A 16,673-nucleotide genomic window follows, 5' to 3' on the forward strand; every position below is an offset into this window, starting at 1 on the left:
GAGCGTCCCGGGCTGCATTCCCACGCGGAGCGTGGGAACGATCATGCGCTTGGGGCGGGCAGGGCTGGCGGCGGGGCGAAGTCGAACGGCGCCAACGCGTAGCCGCTTTCATCCACCTGCAACGCCCAACCCTGGCGATCCCAATCCCCCAGCACAATCCGCTTCGCCGCCTGCTCGCCGAGCTGCAGCTTGTGGATCGCCGGGCGATGGGTGTGCCCGTGGATCAGGGTTTTCACCCCGTACTCCTGCAAGATTCGCGGAATCTCTTGCGGCGTGACATCGACAATGTCGTTGGCCTTCATCCGCGTCTGCGCCCGGCTTTCGCTGCGCAGCTTGCGTGCCAGTTTATGGCGGGTGCTCAGTGGCAGATGGCGCAGGATGAACAGGGTGATCGGGTTGCGCAGGTAGCGACGCAGCTTCATGTAGGCTTCGTCGCGGGTGCACAGGCTGTCGCCGTGCATCAGCAAGACCGGCTCGCCGTAAAACTGCACGACACTCGGGTCCTTCAGCAGCGTGCAGCCGGCTTCTTTGCAGAACGCCTTGCCGAGCAGGAAGTCGCGATTGCCGTGCATCAGAAAGATCGCCGTGCCGCTGTCGCTCAATACGCGCAGGGCCTGGCAGATGGAACGCTGGAAGGGCGTCATGGCATCGTCGCCAATCCACGCCTCGAAAAAGTCGCCGAGGATGTACAACGCACTCGCCGAGCGGGCGCGTCCGGCGAGCAAATCCAGAAACGCCCGGGTAATGTCCGGGCGCTCCTCTTCCAGATGCAAGTCTGAAATCAGCAATATCACGCTTCGATGATCTCGGCTTTCTCGATGATCACGTCGTCTGCTGGTACGTCCTGATGGCCGGACTTGGAAGTGGTCGACACGCCTTCAATCTTGTCGACAACGTCAGTGCCTGCAACGACTTTACCGAACACTGCGTAGCCCCAGCCCTGAGCGGTCTTGGCGGTGTGGTTGAGGAAACTGTTGTTGGTGGCGTTGATGAAGAACTGCGCCGATGCCGAATGCGGGTCCATGGTGCGAGCCATGGCCAGGGTGTACTTCTCGTTCTTCAGGCCGTTGTCGGCTTCGTTCTGGATGCTGGCGCGCTTGTCTTTCTTTTCCTGCATGCCAGGCTGGAAACCGCCGCCCTGGATCATGAAACCCTTGATCACACGATGGAAAACCACGTTCTCGTAATGACCGGCCTTAACGTATTCGAGAAAGTTGGCAACGGTGATTGGCGCTTTTTCCGCGTCCAGTTCGATGACGATGTCGCCGAAGTTGGTGGTCAATTTAACTTGAGTCATGATCGCTACTCTTTAGAGGAATTCGTGGTTTTGGGACATCGAGCCCCAAAACCGGTTCAGCCAGCGTGGGCCAAGGTGCGCAGTTTAGCGTGACAGGCGCGAATTTCGAGGCTGTTTTTCAAATCCCGGCGATTAAATGCGCTCCTTTATAGGCCGTGCTCTGTCAGCCCCTTGACAGCATCGGCTATGATAGCGGCTTTGTTTTGTCTGGCCCCCTCTGCGGCCGCGCACATGTAAGTCAAGGATCCTATGAGCAAGCCCACTGTCGACCCTACCTCGAATGCCAAGTCCGGCCCTGCCGTGCCGGTCAATTTCCTGCGGCCGATCATCCAGGCAGACCTGGACTCGGGCAAGCACACCCAGATCGTCACCCGTTTCCCGCCTGAGCCCAACGGCTACCTGCACATCGGCCACGCCAAGTCGATCTGCGTGAACTTCGGTCTGGCCCAGGAGTTCGGCGGCGTCACGCACCTGCGTTTCGACGACACCAACCCGGCCAAGGAAGACCAGGAATACATCGACGCGATCGAGAGCGACGTCAAATGGCTGGGCTTCGAATGGTCCGGCGAAGTGCGCTACGCCTCGCAGTATTTCGACCAGTTGCACGATTGGGCCGTTGAGCTGATCAAGGCCGGCAAAGCCTACGTTGACGACCTGACTCCAGAGCAAGCCAAGGAATACCGTGGCAGCCTGACCGAGCCGGGCAAGAACAGCCCGTTCCGCGACCGTTCCGTTGAAGAGAACCTCGACTGGTTCGCCCGCATGCGTGCCGGTGAATTCCCGGACGGCGCCCGCGTGCTGCGTGCCAAGATCGACATGGCTTCGCCGAACATGAACCTGCGCGACCCGATCATGTATCGCATCCGCCACGCGCATCACCACCAGACCGGCGACAAGTGGTGCATCTACCCGAACTATGACTTCACCCACGGTCAGTCGGACGCCATCGAAGGCATCACCCACTCGATCTGCACCCTGGAATTCGAAAGCCATCGTCCGCTGTACGAGTGGTTCCTCGACGCATTGCCAGTGCCGGCGCACCCGCGTCAGTACGAGTTCAGCCGTCTGAACCTCAACTACACCATCACCAGCAAGCGCAAGCTCAAGCAACTGGTCGATGAAAAGCACGTCAATGGCTGGGACGATCCGCGCATGTCCACGCTGTCGGGCTTCCGCCGCCGTGGCTACACGCCGAAATCGATCCGCAACTTCTGCGAAATGGTCGGCACCAACCGTTCCGACGGCGTGGTCGACTTCGGCATGCTCGAATTCAGCATCCGTGACGATCTGGACCACAGCGCCCCGCGCGCCATGTGCGTGCTGCGTCCGCTGAAAGTCGTGATCACGAACTACCCGGAAGGCCAGGTCGAGAACCTCGAACTGCCGCGTCACCCGAAAGAAGACATGGGCGTGCGCGCTCTGCCGTTCGCCCGGGAAATCTACATCGACCGTGAAGACTTCATGGAAGAGCCACCGAAGGGCTACAAACGCCTGGAAGCCGGTGGCGAAGTGCGCCTGCGCGGCAGCTACGTGATCCGTGCCGACGAAGCGATCAAGGACGCCGACGGCAACATCGTCGAGCTGCGTTGCTCGTACGATCCGCAAACCCTCGGCAAGAACCCTGAAGGCCGCAAGGTCAAAGGCGTGATCCACTGGGTGCCGGCCGCTGCCAGCATCGAGTGCGAAGTGCGTCTGTACGATCGCCTGTTCCGTTCGGCCAACCCTGAGAAGGCTGAAGACAGCGCGAGTTTCCTCGACAACATCAACCCTGACTCACTGCAAGTGCTGACCGGTTGTCGTGCTGAGCCATCGCTTGGCAATGCACAGCCGGAAGACCGTTTCCAGTTCGAGCGCGAAGGCTACTTCGTTGCCGATATCAAGGACTCGAAACCAGGTCAGCCGGTATTCAACCGTACCGTGACCCTGCGTGATTCGTGGGGCCAGTGATTCAGCGTCAAGGAAACCAACGTGCTAACGATCTACAACACGCTCACCAAGAGCAAAGAAGTCTTCAAGCCGCTTGATGGCAACAATGTGCGCATGTACGTGTGCGGGATGACCGTGTACGACTACTGCCACATTGGCCACGGCCGCAGCATGGTCGCGTTCGACCTGGTGACCCGCTGGTTGCGATTCAGCGGTTATAACCTGACGTACGTGCGCAACATCACCGACATCGAAGACAAGATCATCAATCGTGCTCGCGAAAACGGCGAGCCGTACGACGCGCTGACCGAGCGCATGATCACCGCGATGCACGAGGACGAGGCGCGGCTCAACATCCTCAAGCCGGACATGGAGCCGCGTGCCACCGATCATATTCCGGGCATGCTGAGCATGATCCAGACGCTGATCGACAAGGGTTACGCCTACGCCCCAGGCAATGGTGACGTGTACTACCGCGTTGCCAAGTTCATGGGTTACGGCAAGCTGTCGCGCAAGAAGATCGAAGACCTGCGCATCGGCGCGCGGATCGAAGTTGACGAAGCCAAGCAGGATCCGCTGGACTTCGTGCTGTGGAAAGCCACCAAACCGGGCGAGCCGAGCTGGGAATCGCCGTGGGGCGCCGGGCGTCCGGGCTGGCACATCGAGTGCTCGGTGATGTCCACCTGCTGCCTGGGCGAGACCTTCGACATTCATGGCGGCGGCAGCGATCTCGAGTTCCCGCACCACGAAAACGAAATCGCCCAGAGCGAAGCGGCCACCGGCAAGACCTACGCCAACGCGTGGATGCATTGCGGCATGATTCGTATCAATGGCGAGAAGATGTCCAAGTCCTTGAACAACTTCTTCACCATTCGCGACGTGCTGGAAAAGTACCACCCGGAAGTCGTGCGTTACCTGCTGGTGTCGAGCCACTACCGCAGCGCGATCAACTATTCGGAAGACAACCTCAAGGACGCCAAAGGCGCACTCGAGCGTTTCTACCACGCGTTGAAAGGCCTGCCGACTGTGGCGCCGGCCGGCGGCGAAGCGTTCGTCGAGCGTTTCACCACGGTGATGAACGACGACTTCGGCACCCCGGAAGCCTGCGCCGTGCTCTTCGAGATGGTCCGTGAGATCAACCGTCTGCGCGAGAGCGATCTCGATGCAGCGGCGGGCCTGGCGGCACGTCTGAAAGAACTGGCGAGCGTGCTGGGCGTGTTGCAACTCGAAGCCGATGACTTCCTGCAGGCCGGTGCCGAAGGGCGTGTCGATGCAGCCGAAGTCGACGCGCTGATCGCTGCGCGTCTGGCGGCACGCGCCGGCAAGGACTGGGCCGAATCCGACCGCATCCGCGACCAGCTCACCGCCATGGGCGTGGTGCTGGAAGACGGCAAGGGCGGCACGACCTGGCGTCTGGCTGACTGATTGCTTGATCGCTGCAAAACAAAACCCGCCTTGTGCGGGTTTTTTTTCTGCTGGTTTGGAGGTTTGTGCTGTTCCCAGATTACGCCCTCGCCCTAACCCTCTCCCCCAGGAGAGGGGACTGATTGGGGGATGCTGGAGGGATACACCGACCTGAACGTGTTGTGCCGAATCCATAATCGACTGGATCTTTCAGGTCGATGTACAGCGCCAGGCACCTCGGTCGGCTCCCTCTCCCCCTGGAGAGGGCTGGGGTGAGGGATTGCTTTTGACGTTCGCGTAGGTCTTGATGTCGGCAACGCGCTCAGCCGGATGCTGAGCGGCGACGATTTGGAATGGAGACATCATGGCTAATCACTATCGCGAGCTGCTGACGACCCCCGGTGCCACGGGGTTGGTGCTCGCGAGTTCTATCGCGCGATTGCCGCAGGCGATGATCGGCATTGGCATCATTACCATGCTCGTGGAGCAAACCGGTGTTTACTGGCTGGCCGGCGCCGTCGCCGGTACGTTTACCCTGGCCAATGCACTGATCGGCCCGTACATCTCGAAACTGGTTGATCAGCGTGGCCAAAGCCGTGTGCTGCCTGTCGTGACAACCTTCAGCATTGGCATGTTGCTGGCACTGATCATTGCCGTCTACATGAGGGCGCCGGCGGCATTGCTTTTCGTTCTGGCCGCACTGGCCGGGACAATGCCCAGCATGCCGTCGATGATCAGGGCCCGCTGGACGCAATTGTTCCGGGGCAAGCCGCAGCTGCACACGGCGTTCTCTCTGGATACGGTGCTGACTGAACTCGCTTACATCATCGGCCCGCCACTGGCGATCGGCCTGAGCGTGAGCTTTTTCGCCGAAGCCGGGCCCCTTGTCGCGGTCGCACTGCTGGCCGTCGGGGTGACGGCGTTTCTCCTGCAACGCCAGACTGAACCCAAGGTTGTTGTGGGTCATGCGATGCATACGGGCTCAACCCTGCGGATTCCTGGCGTTCCGACCATCGTGCTGGCGCTGTTGGCGATGGGCGCAATCGGCGGCTCAATCGATGTCGCCGTTGTCGCCTTCGCCAATGCGCAAGACTGGCCAGGCTCAGCGACCTTCATTCTCGCAGCCTATGCGTTCGGATCGCTTGTGGCTGGCCTGACGTTCGGCGCCTTGAAGGTTTCCGTGGCGATAGAAAAGCAGTTCTTTATCGGCATACTGGTCACGGCAATCACAGGCGTATTGCCCATGTTCTCTCCTGACGTTTATGTCCTCTCGGCGATGCTGTTTATCGCCGGCATATCGTTTGCACCCACGATGGTCGTGGTGATGAAGCTGGGGACGATCATCATCCCGCCGTCGAGGATCACTGAAGGGCTGACATGGATGACCACCGGCATCAGCATCGGGGTCGCACTTGGCGGCATGCTGGCGGGGTTGATCATTGACGCTTACGGCGCTCGGGCAGGGTTTGGCGTATCGATTTTCGCGGGGGTGGTGATGGTGTCGGTCGTGCTGGTCGGGCTGCGTACATTGAGTGCCGTTGCAACCAGAAGTGTTGAGCCGGCTTGCCCGTAACGTGCTTTGTGGGAAGGCATTAAAAACCAGACCCGCCAAGTGCGGGTCTGGTTTTTTGGGGTTCAAATCAACTCAACAGCCCGCTACTGACCGCAACGATCAGGAAGATCCCCAGCACCGCGCGGTAGATGACAAACGGCCAGGTGGAGAACTTCTCAAGAAAACGCATCAGGCCCCAGATCGCGAAGAACGCCGAAATGCTGGCGATCACCAGACCGAACAGCAGATGCCCCCAGACTGACGCGGGAAGGTCGGCATGGAACAGCACCCACAGCTCTTTCAGGCCCGCGAGCGCAATCGCCGGCAAACCCAGCAGAAACGAGAACCGCGCCGCTTCTTCACGTTTGAAGTCGAGGAACAGTGCCGCCGTCAGCGTCGATCCTGAGCGTGACACCCCGGGAATCAGCGCGCCGATCTGCGCAATCCCGACGATCAGCGCATCACGCAGACGCATCTCGCCCACCGTGCGGCGATGGCGGCACGTAAGCTCGGCAGCGGCCAGCAGAATCGCCATGACCACGCAGGAGATCCCGATCACCATCAGGCCGCGCAGGGGCGAGTTGCAGGCATTGAGCGTCGAAGACAGCGCTATGCCGGCGATACCGATGGGAATCGTTGCCAGCACGATGGCCACTGCGAGGATGAACCATTGATTGTTGAAGTCACGCTGACGCACTGCCTCGACGCTGCCGCCAACCACCTGCCGGACGTCACGCCAAAAATAACTGACCACCGCCGCCAGTGCGGCGAGTTGCATCGCTGCAGAAAACGCCGAGCCGGGATCCGGCCAGCCGAGCAGGGCCGGGACGATGCGCATGTGCGCGGTGGAGGAAACAGGCAGTAACTCGGTGATGCCTTGAATGATGCCGAGGATGCCGATCTGCAGGTAATCCAGAGAGGCAAAGCCGATATCAAGGCCGGTAGAACAGATGTTGGTCAAAGCACTTATCCTGTGAGAATAAGAAAGGAGGGAGGTGTCTGGATCAAAGGCATGGCGAAAAGCTGAAACATTTCGTCACAGTCTAGTCGGTTCGGTCAATGGGGGCGGTTTGATAGTTCTGCGCTGACCGGGCTAAAGCTTTCGCGAGCAAGCCCGCTCCCACATTGGATTTTTGTCATATCTGATTCTTGTGTACGACACTGATCCCCTGTGGGAGCGGGCTTGCTCGCGAAGAGGCCCGCCCAGTCAGCCTGTCACTCAGCCTGGCGCAACCGCTTGTAAAGGGTATTTCGGCTAACCCCCAACCGCCGCGCCAGATGCGAAATATTGCCCCCGGCCGCCAACAACTCCCGGTTCAACGCCTCGCTATCATTCAGATCAACCCCCAGCGGCTGCGCCACCTCCACCGGCTCCATCTCCAGATCGACAAAAAAATCATCCGGTAAATGCTCCGGTCGCACCGGTTGCTCCTCGGCCATCGCCAGTGCCACCTGCATCACGCTGCTGACCTGGCGCAGATTGCCTGGCCACGGATGCCGGCTGAATAACTCCAGCACCTCGCGGCTCAGCCCGGCCCATTGCGTCGGTTCACGATGCTGCTCCCACAGGCGTTTGAACAACGCCTCCCTGTCGCTGCGTTCGCGCAACGGCGGCAGCTCCAGGGTCAGGCCGCCGATGCGGTAATACAGATCCTCGCGAAAGCGCCCCAATTGCACCTGTTCACGCAGCGAACGGTTGGTCGCCGAGATGATCCGCAGATCCACCGCGAACAACTCGCTGCTGCCCACCGGCTGCACGCAGCGCTCCTGCAACACCCGCAGCAGCCGCGCCTGAGTCGGCAGCGGCATGTCGCCGATTTCGTCGAGAAACAACGTGCCTTTGTCAGCCTTGCGGATCAGGCCGATGCTGCCTTTCTGGTTGGCACCGGTGAACGCACCTTTTTCGTAGCCGAACAGTTCTGATTCCACCAGTTCAGCGGGGATCGCTGCGCAGTTGACGGCGATGAATGCCTGTTTGCTGCGCGAGCTGGCTTGATGCAAGGCTTTGACGAAGACCTCCTTGCCGACCCCGGTTTCGCCGTGGATCAGCAGCGGGATGTCTTTTTCCAGCAGGCGCTCGGCCTGGCGCACAGCTTTTTCCACGCGGCTGTCGCCAAAGTGCAAGGCGTTGAGGCTGATTGCCCCCGGCGGCGCTTTGGTCGGCGTTGGCGCGGGTTTGGGTTCGGCAAATACCCGAGGCTGAATCGGCGCCTGTTTCGGTCGCTTCAATAAACACTGGAAGCGGTTGCGTCCCGAGGTCTGCAGGGCGAACGGCAAGCCGTCGGGCTGGTTCATCAGCTCCAGCAGCGACACGTTGAACAGGCTCTCGACACTGACCCGCGACAGGCGCACGCCGAGCAGATTGTCCGCCCGGCGATTGGCCGATAGCACCTGACCGCTCTCATCGAAAATCAACAACCCGGCCCACTGACTGTCGAGGTTGTTCAACCCGGTGTTGAAGGTCAGTTGAAAGTGCTGGCCGTGGAACAGGTTGAGGATCAACCGGTTCTCCACGGTCTGACTCATCATCTTGACCATGCCCAGGGTGTGCGAGGGCGGCAGATAGCTGTCGCTGGACACGTCAAGCACTGCGATTACCTTGCGTTCGGCGTCGAAAATCGGTGCGGCGGAACCGGTCATGAAACGGTTGGCCTTGAGGAAATGCTCGTCGTGCTCGATGTGCACCGCTTGTTCGCAGGCCAGCGCTGTGCCGATCGCATTGGTGCCGCTGGCGCGTTCCATCCAGCTCGCCCCGGCGCTGAAACCGCGGGCCAGGCTTGGCTCGATAAACCGCTGGGTGCCCCACGACGTCAGCACCTGGCCCTGATTGTCAGCGAGCATGATCAGGCAGTTGGAGTTGCTCAGGATGTTCTCGTAGTAGGGCAGGACTTCCTGATGGGTGGTCTGCACCAGCGAGTGGTGACGGTCGAGCAACTGCGCGATGCCGCTGGCAGGCAATTGATCGAAGGCCGGAGCGCTTTGATGGTTGAGACCGAAGGCGCGGCAACGTTGCCAGGAAGTCTGGACGAGCGCGTCGTGGGACAACGGCGGGGCAGGTGCGGCCATGGCGGTACGCCTCTGAAGGGCATTTTTATTGTTGTTATGGCACTACTTTCAAAAACAACACAAATCAAAACGGTGGGAGCGGGCTTGCTCGCGAATGCGGTATATCAGACACATTTACATCGACTGACACACCGTCTTCGCGAGCAAGCCCGCTCCCACATTGGATTTTCATCGTTCACAAAATTTGGGCAAAAAGCGTTCATAGAGTGTTGTTCACGATTGTTCATTGTCAATCGCCTAATTGTTCAAATGTGTTCAGCAATGAACACCCGTCTTCCGCGTTTTCGGCACTTTTCACGACAAATCAACCACTTGCCATTTCTGGCACGAATGTCGCTCTGCTGCACAGGTCGCTTGACTCCAATAATAAAAAGGCCGAGCCATGTCACTCACCCTGGAGCACGTCAGCCGTACCGTCGAGGGCCAGACCTGGATCGACGATGCGTGCCTGAAATTCGAACCCGGATCCTTCAACGTTCTGCTCGGGCGGACCCTGTCCGGCAAGACCAGCCTGATGCGATTAATGGCCGGGCTCGATAAGCCCGACAGCGGCCGCATCCTGATGAACGGCGTCGACGTCACCCAACGGCCGGTGCGTCTGCGCAACGTGTCGATGGTCTATCAGCAGTTCATCAACTACCCGACCATGACCGTGTTCGAAAACATCGCCTCGCCGTTGCGTCAGGCCGGTGTCGCCAAGGAACTCATCCACAGCAAGGTCGAAGAAACCGCGCGGATGCTGCGCATCGAGAAGTTCCTGCAGCGCTTTCCACTGGAGCTTTCCGGCGGCCAGCAGCAGCGCACGGCCATGGCCCGGGCGCTGGTCAAGGATGCCGAGCTGATCCTCTTCGATGAGCCGCTGGTCAACCTCGATTACAAGCTGCGCGAAGAACTGCGCCAGGAAATGCGCGAGCTGTTCAAGGCGCGCCACACCATCGCCATCTACGCCACCACCGAACCCAACGAAGCGCTGGCACTCGGCGGCACCACGACGATTCTTCACGAAGGCCGAGTGATTCAGAGCGGCCCGTCGACTTCGGTGTATCACCAGCCGCAAACCGTGCTCGCCGCCGAATTGTTCTCCGAACCACCGATCAACCTGATGCCCGGGCGCATCGCCGGTAACGAAGTCAGTTTCGCCAACTTTGTGCACTTCCCGTTGAACGTCGATCTGCGCCCGGTGGGCGAGGGCGAGTTCCGTTTTGGTGTGCGTCCCAGCCACATCTCGCTGGTGCCGAGCAACGATGACGACCTCGAACTGGCGGTCACCGTCGAAGTCGCCGAGATCAGCGGTTCGGAAACCTTCCTGCACGTGCGCAACGAGCATTTCCTGTTGGTGCTGCACCTGCCCGGGGTTCACGAATACGACGTCGATGCGCCGATCCGTATTTACATCCCGACCCACAAACTGTTTGTTTTCGATGCGCAGGGCCGTCTGGTGCAGGCACCGGGCCAACGTGTCGCGAGGGTTGCCTGATGGCCGAAATCCGTTTGCAGCACCTCGCCCACAGCTACAGCAAAACCCCGGGCGGCGCGGAGGATTACGCGATCCGCGAGATGGATCACGTCTGGGAGCAGGGCGGCGCTTACGCTCTGCTCGGGCCGTCGGGTTGCGGCAAGTCGACCTTGCTAAACATCATTTCCGGCCTGCTCAGCCCCTCGCAAGGGCATGTGCTGTTCGATGGCAAAGCGGTCAACGACCTGACCCCGGAGAAGCGCAACATCGCCCAGGTGTTCCAGTTCCCGGTGGTCTACGACACCATGAGCGTGTTCGATAACCTGGCTTTCCCCTTGAGAAATCAGGGCATGGCCGAGGCGAAGGTGCACAGTAAAGTGCAGGAAATCGCCGAAGTCCTCGACCTGCAAAACCTGCTGAGCAAGAAGGCCCGTAACCTTACCGCCGACGAAAAGCAGAAAGTATCCATGGGCCGGGGTCTGGTGCGCGACGACGTCTCGGCGATCCTCTTCGATGAACCGCTGACGGTGATCGACCCGCACCTGAAGTGGAAGCTGCGGCGCAAGCTCAAGCAGATCCACGAGCAGTTCAACATCACCATGGTCTACGTCACCCACGATCAACTGGAAGCCTCGACTTTCGCCGACAAGATTGCGGTGATGTACGGCGGCCAGATCGTCCAGTTCGGCACGCCACGGGAATTGTTCGAGCGGCCGAGCCACACCTTTGTCGGCTACTTCATCGGCAGCCCGGGGATGAACCTGATCGAGGTGCAGCCACAACCGGGCGGGGTCGGTTTCGCTTCGACGCACCTGCCACTGCCCGACGCCCTGCAGCGGCATATCGAACACGGTCAGTGGAAAAACCTGAAGGTCGGCATCCGCCCGGAATTCATTCACGTCTGGGACGAGCCGTTTGATGAGGCGATGCAGGCCCGGGTGGTACACGTCGAAGACCTTGGCACCTACAAGATCCTCACCCTCGACCTCGATGGCGCGCCGCTGAAGGTGCGTCTGGCCGAAGACAAACCGGTGCCGCAGGGCACGGCGTACATCAGTTTTCCGGCGCAGTGGCTGATGGTCTATGCCGACGAATTCCTCCTGGAAGACACCGACCCTACCGAGGTGCAGCCATGAACAAGGTGCAGAACAACAAGGCCTGGTGGCTGGTGTTGCCGGTGTTTCTGCTGGTGGCGTTCAGCGCGGTGATCCCGATGATGACCGTGGTCAACTACTCGGTGCAGGACATCTTCGACCAGTCCAGCCGCTACTTCGTCGGTGCCGACTGGTACAAGCAGGTGCTGCTCGATCCGCGTTTGCATGACTCGTTGTTGCGCCAGTTCATCTACTCGGCGTGCGTGCTGCTGATTGAAATTCCGCTGGGCATCGGCATCGCCCTGACCATGCCGACCAAGGGCCGCTGGTCGTCGGTGGTGCTGATCATTCTGGCGATTCCGTTGCTGATCCCGTGGAATGTGGTCGGCACCATCTGGCAGATCTTCGGCCGTGCCGACATTGGTCTGCTCGGGTCGAGCCTGAATGCGCTGGGCATCAGTTACAACTACGCGGCCAACACCATGGACGCCTGGGTGACGGTGCTGGTGATGGACGTCTGGCACTGGACCTCGTTAGTGGCGTTGCTGTGTTTTTCCGGGCTGCGAGCGATTCCCGATGTGTATTACCAGGCGGCGCGGATTGATCGAGCCTCGGCCTGGGCGGTGTTCCGGCACATTCAATTGCCGAAGCTGAAAAGCGTGTTGCTGATCGCGGTGATGCTGCGTTTCATGGACAGTTTCATGATCTACACCGAGCCGTTCGTACTCACCGGCGGCGGGCCGGGCAATGCCACGACCTTCCTCAGTCAGACCTTGACGCAGATGGCCGTCGGCCAATTCGATCTGGGGCCGGCGGCGGCGTTTTCGCTGGTGTACTTCCTGATCATCCTGCTGGTCTCGTGGCTGTTCTACACCGCCATGACCCATTCCGACGCCAACCGCTGAGGCCCGGCCATGAGCAAAAGAAAGCTTATTCCGTTGCTGGTGTACATCCTGTTCCTGCTGGTGCCGATCTACTGGCTGCTGAACATGTCGTTCAAGAGCAACACCGAGATCCTCGGCGGCCTGACGCTGTTTCCGCAGGATTTCACTTGGCACAACTACAAGGTGATCTTCACTGACCCGAGTTGGTACAACGGTTATCTCAACTCGCTGTATTACGTGAGCCTGAACACGGTGATTTCGCTGAGTGTGGCGCTGCCGGCGGCCTATGCGTTTTCGCGCTACCGCTTTCTCGGCGACAAGCACTTGTTCTTCTGGCTGCTGACCAACCGCATGGCGCCGCCGGCGGTGTTTTTGCTGCCGTTCTTCCAGTTGTATTCGTCGATTGGGCTGTTCGACACGCACATCGCCGTCGCATTGGCGCACTGCCTGTTCAACGTGCCGTTGGCGGTGTGGATTCTTGAAGGCTTCATGTCCGGCGTGCCCAAGGAAATCGACGAAACCGCCTACATCGACGGCTACAGCTTTCCCAAGTTCTTCGTGAAGATTTTCATTCCGCTGATCGGCTCCGGCATCGGTGTGACGGCGTTTTTCTGCTTCATGTTTTCCTGGGTCGAACTGCTGTTGGCGCGAACGTTGACCTCGGTCAACGCCAAGCCGATCGCAGCCGTCATGACGCGCACGGTGTCGGCGTCGGGCATCGACTGGGGCGTGCTGGCGGCGGCGGGGGTGCTGACTATCCTGCCGGGCATGCTGGTGATCTGGTTTGTTCGCAACCACGTGGCCAAGGGCTTTGCCCTGGGTCGGGTCTGAGGAACGCATGATGGAATGGATGAGCTGGACCACCCCCACGGCGGGGTTCTTTATCGCCATCGGCCTGCTGCTGGTGGGCATGACCACTTGGGAATTGCGTTCGCCGAGCATCCTGCGGCGAGGTTTTCTGCCGATTGCCACCACCCGTGGCGATCGCTTGTTCATCGGTCTTCTCGGCAGCGCCTACCTGCATCTGCTGGTAATCGGCGTCACCGACTGGAGCATCTGGGTGGCGTCCGCGTTGTCCCTGGTGTGGCTGTTGGCTGTGATGCGCTGGGGCTAGTCGAGTCGCTCGGCAATCGTGCTCCGAAACTCTAACTGGAGGTCTCTATGTTCGATAAAAACAATAAGCTGCGACATAGCATTTCATTGGCAGCCATGCTGGCACTCAGCGGTTTGAGCGCATCTGCCTGGGCCGATGCCTATGAAGACGCTGCGAAAAAATGGATCGGCAGCGAATTCAAACCGTCGACCCTGACGGCCGATCAGCAGCTCGAAGAACTGAAGTGGTTCATCAAGGCCGCCGAGCCGTTTCGCGGCATGGAAATCAAAGTGGTTTCCGAGACCCTGACCACCCACGAATACGAGTCCAAGGTGCTGGCCAAGGCCTTCACCGAAATCACCGGGATCAAACTCACCCACGACCTGCTGCAAGAAGGCGACGTGGTGGAGAAAATGCAGACAGTGATGCAGTCGGACAAGAACATCTACGACGGCTGGGTCAACGACTCGGACCTGATCGGTACGCACTTTCGCTACGGCAAGACCGAATCGATCACCGACCTGATGGCCAACGAAGGCAAGAATTTCACCTCGCCGACCCTCGACATCAAGGACTTCATCGGCATCTCGTTCACCACCGCGCCGGATGGCAAGATCTATCAACTGCCTGATCAGCAGTTCGCCAACCTCTACTGGTTCCGCGCCGACTGGTTTGAGCGTGCCGATCTGAAAGCCAAGTTCAAGGAAAAGTACGGCTACGAACTCGGTGTGCCGGTGAACTGGTCGGCCTATGAAGACATCGCCAAATTCTTCAGCGAAGACGTCAAGGAAATCGACGGCAAGCGCGTCTACGGGCACATGGACTACGGCAAGAAAGACCCGTCGCTGGGCTGGCGTTTTACCGATGCCTGGTTCTCCATGGCCGGTGGCGGCGACAAGGGTCTGCCCAACGGTTTGCCGGTGGACGAATGGGGTATTCGCGTCGAGGATTGCCATCCAGTCGGTTCCAGCGTGACTCGCGGCGGCGACACCAACGGCCCGGCCGCCGTGTTCGCTACGCAGAAATACGTCGATTGGTTGAAGGCTTATGCGCCACCGGAAGCGGCGGGCATGACCTTCTCCGAGTCTGGCCCGGTGCCGTCGCAAGGCAACATCGCCCAGCAGATCTTCTGGTACACCGCGTTCACCGCCGACATGACCAAACCCGGCCTGCCGGTGGTCAACGCCGACGGCACGCCGAAATGGCGCATGGCGCCATCGCCGCGCGGACCGTATTGGGAAGAGGGCATGAAGCTGGGGTATCAGGACGTGGGTTCGTGGACGTTCATGAAGTCCACGCCAGAGAAACAGAAACTCGCGGCGTGGCTGTACGCGCAGTTCGTCACCTCGAAAACGGTGTCGCTGAAGAAAACCATTGTGGGTCTGACGCCGATTCGCGAGTCGGACATCAACTCGCAGGCAATGACCGATCTGGCGCCGAAACTCGGTGGCCTGGTCGAGTTCTACCGCAGCCCGGCCCGCGTGCAATGGACCCCGACCGGGACCAACGTGCCGGACTATCCGCGTCTGGCGCAATTGTGGTGGAGCCACATCGCCGAAGCGGCCAGCGGCGAGAAAACCCCGCAGCAGGCGCTGGATGGCCTGGCCAAGGATCAGGACGCGATCATGACGCGCCTCGAACGCTCCAAGGCCCAGGCCACTTGCGCACCGAAGATGAACCCGGAACGCGACGCGCAGTACTGGTTCGATCAGCCGGGCGCACCGAAGCCGAAACTGGCCAACGAGAAGCCCCAGGGCGAGACTGTGAGCTACAACCAACTGCTGAAATCATGGGCGGATGCGCGCAAGTGATGGCTGATGTGTAAAAGGCGAACGGCACCGGAAGGTGCCGTTTTCTTTACTGCCTGATCTACCGCTTTCGCGAGCAGGCTCGCTCCCACAGAGGTTCGCGGCGTACACCGCATCTGTGAACGACACAAAAACCTGTAGGCCTTCGCCTGCTCGCGATAGCGGCGTGTCAGACGAAAAAGATATCGACTGACGCGCCGCCAGCATTGATGTGTGCCGGTACTGGATGTGTCTTGATCAGACCAGAACAGCCAGATCGGTGTAGCGAGCAACCAAAGCATCAGCCGTGAGCAACTTCATCGGTTCGGTCATTGCTGTGGCCACGATAATGCGGTCAAACGGATCGCGATGATGGTGCTCAAGATCCTTCACGGCGATGGCGTGCTCTGCAGTCACTGGCAGTTCGATAAAGCCACTGTCGAGACAATATTGGCGGATTTCTTCCAGATCAACATTCAGCTTGCCGAGCCCGACCTTGATCGCCATTTCCCAGAAGGTGGCGGCACTGATGTAGATTTCGGCGGCGTTCTCAATCAGTTTTCTGGCTTTGCCGGACAGTCTGGCGTCATCACTGAGTGTCCAGAGCAAAATGTGCGTGTCGAGCAGAAGCCTCATGCTTGAGTGCCCTCAAATGCATCAAGCATTTCATCGGGCAATGGTGAATCGAAATCATCGGGCAACACCAGTTTGCCTTTCATTGCGCCAATACGCTGAGCGCTGGGTTTTCCTACGGGAACGAGGCGCGCCATCGCCCGGCCATGCTTGGCAATCGTGATGACTTGGCCAGCAGCGGCATCATCGACGAGTTTGGATAAATTGTTTTTGGCTTCAGCCAGCGGAACGATGATCATCAGCTCACCCCTGTATTCTGGACAAATATAGCCAGAATATTTCAACGCTGCCAAACCATAGACTTCTTCAGCCCATTCGCAAACGATATCCCTGTTCATTTTTAGCCTCTCGTCGGTTTTCCTTCTGCCATGCCTCCACCATAGAGCTATGTACTCAAACTGGCTGTAGGACAAAACGGAGGTTGCGGCGAGAGCTTTCGGCGTTTGTGTGGGGATGGAGCAAATCGGTAAAAAATCGTACA

15 protein-coding genes are annotated in these 16,673 nt (G+C 59.5%); 9 read left to right on the plus strand and 6 right to left on the minus strand.

Annotated features, from left to right (window positions below):
- Positions 1 to 41: 41 nt before the first annotated feature.
- Entirely contained in the window at positions 42 to 794 is a 753-nt protein-coding gene (gene lpxH / locus PseAD21_RS21865; protein WP_102357775.1) for a UDP-2,3-diacylglucosamine diphosphatase, read from the minus strand.
- Entirely contained in the window at positions 791 to 1,297 is a 507-nt protein-coding gene (locus PseAD21_RS21870) for a peptidylprolyl isomerase (protein ID WP_102357776.1), read from the minus strand. The genes lpxH and PseAD21_RS21870 overlap by 4 nt, the downstream gene beginning before the upstream one ends.
- A gap of 249 nt (positions 1,298 to 1,546) precedes the next feature.
- On the opposite strand from PseAD21_RS21870, the gene PseAD21_RS21875 reads away from it, so the two are divergent.
- The 3 genes from PseAD21_RS21875 to PseAD21_RS21885 all read left to right on the plus strand — a co-directional run bounded on the left by PseAD21_RS21875 (position 1,547) and on the right by PseAD21_RS21885 (position 6,200).
- The gene (locus tag PseAD21_RS21875) at positions 1,547 to 3,244 is read left to right on the plus strand and encodes a glutamine--tRNA ligase/YqeY domain fusion protein (protein ID WP_102357778.1); all 1,698 of its coding nucleotides are present in this window, start codon (positions 1,547 to 1,549) and stop codon (positions 3,242 to 3,244) included.
- A gap of 21 nt (positions 3,245 to 3,265) precedes the next feature.
- On the plus strand, positions 3,266 to 4,648 hold the full coding sequence (cysS, locus tag PseAD21_RS21880; RefSeq protein WP_008082133.1) for a cysteine--tRNA ligase: 1,383 nt from the start codon (positions 3,266 to 3,268) through the stop codon (positions 4,646 to 4,648).
- A gap of 343 nt (positions 4,649 to 4,991) precedes the next feature.
- Positions 4,992 to 6,200, plus strand: a complete 1,209-nt coding sequence (locus PseAD21_RS21885) for an MFS transporter (protein WP_102357779.1) — start codon at positions 4,992 to 4,994, stop codon at positions 6,198 to 6,200.
- A gap of 67 nt (positions 6,201 to 6,267) precedes the next feature.
- On the opposite strand, the gene PseAD21_RS21890 is transcribed toward PseAD21_RS21885, so the two are convergent.
- The gene (locus PseAD21_RS21890; protein WP_102357781.1) at positions 6,268 to 7,140 is read right to left on the minus strand and encodes an undecaprenyl-diphosphate phosphatase; all 873 of its coding nucleotides are present in this window, start codon (positions 7,138 to 7,140) and stop codon (positions 6,268 to 6,270) included.
- Positions 7,141 to 7,394: 254 nt separating this feature from the next.
- Positions 7,395 to 9,245: a sigma-54-dependent Fis family transcriptional regulator gene (locus PseAD21_RS21895; protein ID WP_102357782.1), complete on the minus strand. Its 1,851-nt coding sequence runs from the start codon at positions 9,243 to 9,245 to the stop codon at positions 7,395 to 7,397.
- A gap of 382 nt (positions 9,246 to 9,627) precedes the next feature.
- Between PseAD21_RS21895 and PseAD21_RS21900 the strand changes: the two genes are divergently transcribed.
- From PseAD21_RS21900 to PseAD21_RS21925, 6 genes are read left to right on the plus strand one after another with little or no spacing between them, the layout of a single operon-like run.
- Positions 9,628 to 10,722 (plus strand): ABC transporter ATP-binding protein, encoded by a 1,095-nt coding sequence (locus tag PseAD21_RS21900; protein WP_102357784.1) that lies wholly within the window; start codon positions 9,628 to 9,630, stop codon positions 10,720 to 10,722.
- A complete protein-coding gene (locus tag PseAD21_RS21905) occupies positions 10,722 to 11,837 on the plus strand; it encodes an ABC transporter ATP-binding protein (RefSeq protein WP_102357785.1) in 1,116 nt (371 codons plus the stop codon). The genes PseAD21_RS21900 and PseAD21_RS21905 overlap by 1 nt, the downstream gene beginning before the upstream one ends.
- Positions 11,834 to 12,700, plus strand: a complete 867-nt coding sequence (locus PseAD21_RS21910; protein ID WP_102357787.1) for a carbohydrate ABC transporter permease — start codon at positions 11,834 to 11,836, stop codon at positions 12,698 to 12,700. The genes PseAD21_RS21905 and PseAD21_RS21910 overlap by 4 nt, the downstream gene beginning before the upstream one ends.
- A 9-nt stretch (positions 12,701 to 12,709) precedes the next feature.
- Complete coding sequence (locus tag PseAD21_RS21915) at positions 12,710 to 13,510, plus strand: carbohydrate ABC transporter permease (RefSeq protein ID WP_102357788.1); 801 nt, start codon at positions 12,710 to 12,712, stop codon at positions 13,508 to 13,510.
- 10 nt (positions 13,511 to 13,520) lie between these two features.
- Positions 13,521 to 13,793, plus strand: coding sequence for a DUF2160 domain-containing protein (locus PseAD21_RS21920; RefSeq protein WP_102357790.1), 273 nt, complete (start codon positions 13,521 to 13,523; stop codon positions 13,791 to 13,793).
- Between the two features lie 47 nt (positions 13,794 to 13,840).
- Positions 13,841 to 15,583: an ABC transporter substrate-binding protein gene (locus PseAD21_RS21925; RefSeq protein WP_102357791.1), complete on the plus strand. Its 1,743-nt coding sequence runs from the start codon at positions 13,841 to 13,843 to the stop codon at positions 15,581 to 15,583.
- 234 nt (positions 15,584 to 15,817) lie between these two features.
- Here PseAD21_RS21925 and PseAD21_RS21930 read toward each other — a convergent pair whose 3' ends face one another.
- Positions 15,818 to 16,195, minus strand: coding sequence for a type II toxin-antitoxin system VapC family toxin (locus tag PseAD21_RS21930; RefSeq protein WP_064389299.1), 378 nt, complete (start codon positions 16,193 to 16,195; stop codon positions 15,818 to 15,820).
- Positions 16,192 to 16,530, minus strand: coding sequence for a type II toxin-antitoxin system Phd/YefM family antitoxin (locus tag PseAD21_RS21935; protein WP_242207617.1), 339 nt, complete (start codon positions 16,528 to 16,530; stop codon positions 16,192 to 16,194). Before PseAD21_RS21935 ends, PseAD21_RS21930 begins: the two co-directional genes overlap by 4 nt.
- Positions 16,531 to 16,673 lie beyond the last annotated feature (143 nt).

This window comes from Pseudomonas sp. AD21 (genome assembly GCF_002878485.1).
In the GTDB taxonomy this organism is placed as follows: Bacteria; Pseudomonadota; Gammaproteobacteria; order Pseudomonadales; family Pseudomonadaceae; genus Aquipseudomonas.

Coding starts and splice junctions, on each gene's coding strand:
- PseAD21_RS21870 (WP_102357776.1), bottom strand. CDS start 1,297: ATGACTCAAGTTAAATTGACCACCAACTTCGGCGACATCGTCATCGAA.
- PseAD21_RS21875 (WP_102357778.1), top strand. CDS start 1,547: ATGAGCAAGCCCACTGTCGACCCTACCTCGAATGCCAAGTCCGGCCCT.
- PseAD21_RS21885 (WP_102357779.1), top strand. CDS start 4,992: ATGGCTAATCACTATCGCGAGCTGCTGACGACCCCCGGTGCCACGGGG.
- PseAD21_RS21895 (WP_102357782.1), bottom strand. CDS start 9,245: ATGGCCGCACCTGCCCCGCCGTTGTCCCACGACGCGCTCGTCCAGACT.
- PseAD21_RS21900 (WP_102357784.1), top strand. CDS start 9,628: ATGTCACTCACCCTGGAGCACGTCAGCCGTACCGTCGAGGGCCAGACC.
- PseAD21_RS21905 (WP_102357785.1), top strand. CDS start 10,722: ATGGCCGAAATCCGTTTGCAGCACCTCGCCCACAGCTACAGCAAAACC.
- PseAD21_RS21910 (WP_102357787.1), top strand. CDS start 11,834: ATGAACAAGGTGCAGAACAACAAGGCCTGGTGGCTGGTGTTGCCGGTG.
- PseAD21_RS21915 (WP_102357788.1), top strand. CDS start 12,710: ATGAGCAAAAGAAAGCTTATTCCGTTGCTGGTGTACATCCTGTTCCTG.
- PseAD21_RS21920 (WP_102357790.1), top strand. CDS start 13,521: ATGGAATGGATGAGCTGGACCACCCCCACGGCGGGGTTCTTTATCGCC.
- PseAD21_RS21925 (WP_102357791.1), top strand. CDS start 13,841: ATGTTCGATAAAAACAATAAGCTGCGACATAGCATTTCATTGGCAGCC.
- PseAD21_RS21930 (WP_064389299.1), bottom strand. CDS start 16,195: ATGAGGCTTCTGCTCGACACGCACATTTTGCTCTGGACACTCAGTGAT.
- PseAD21_RS21935 (WP_242207617.1), bottom strand. CDS start 16,530: ATGAACAGGGATATCGTTTGCGAATGGGCTGAAGAAGTCTATGGTTTG.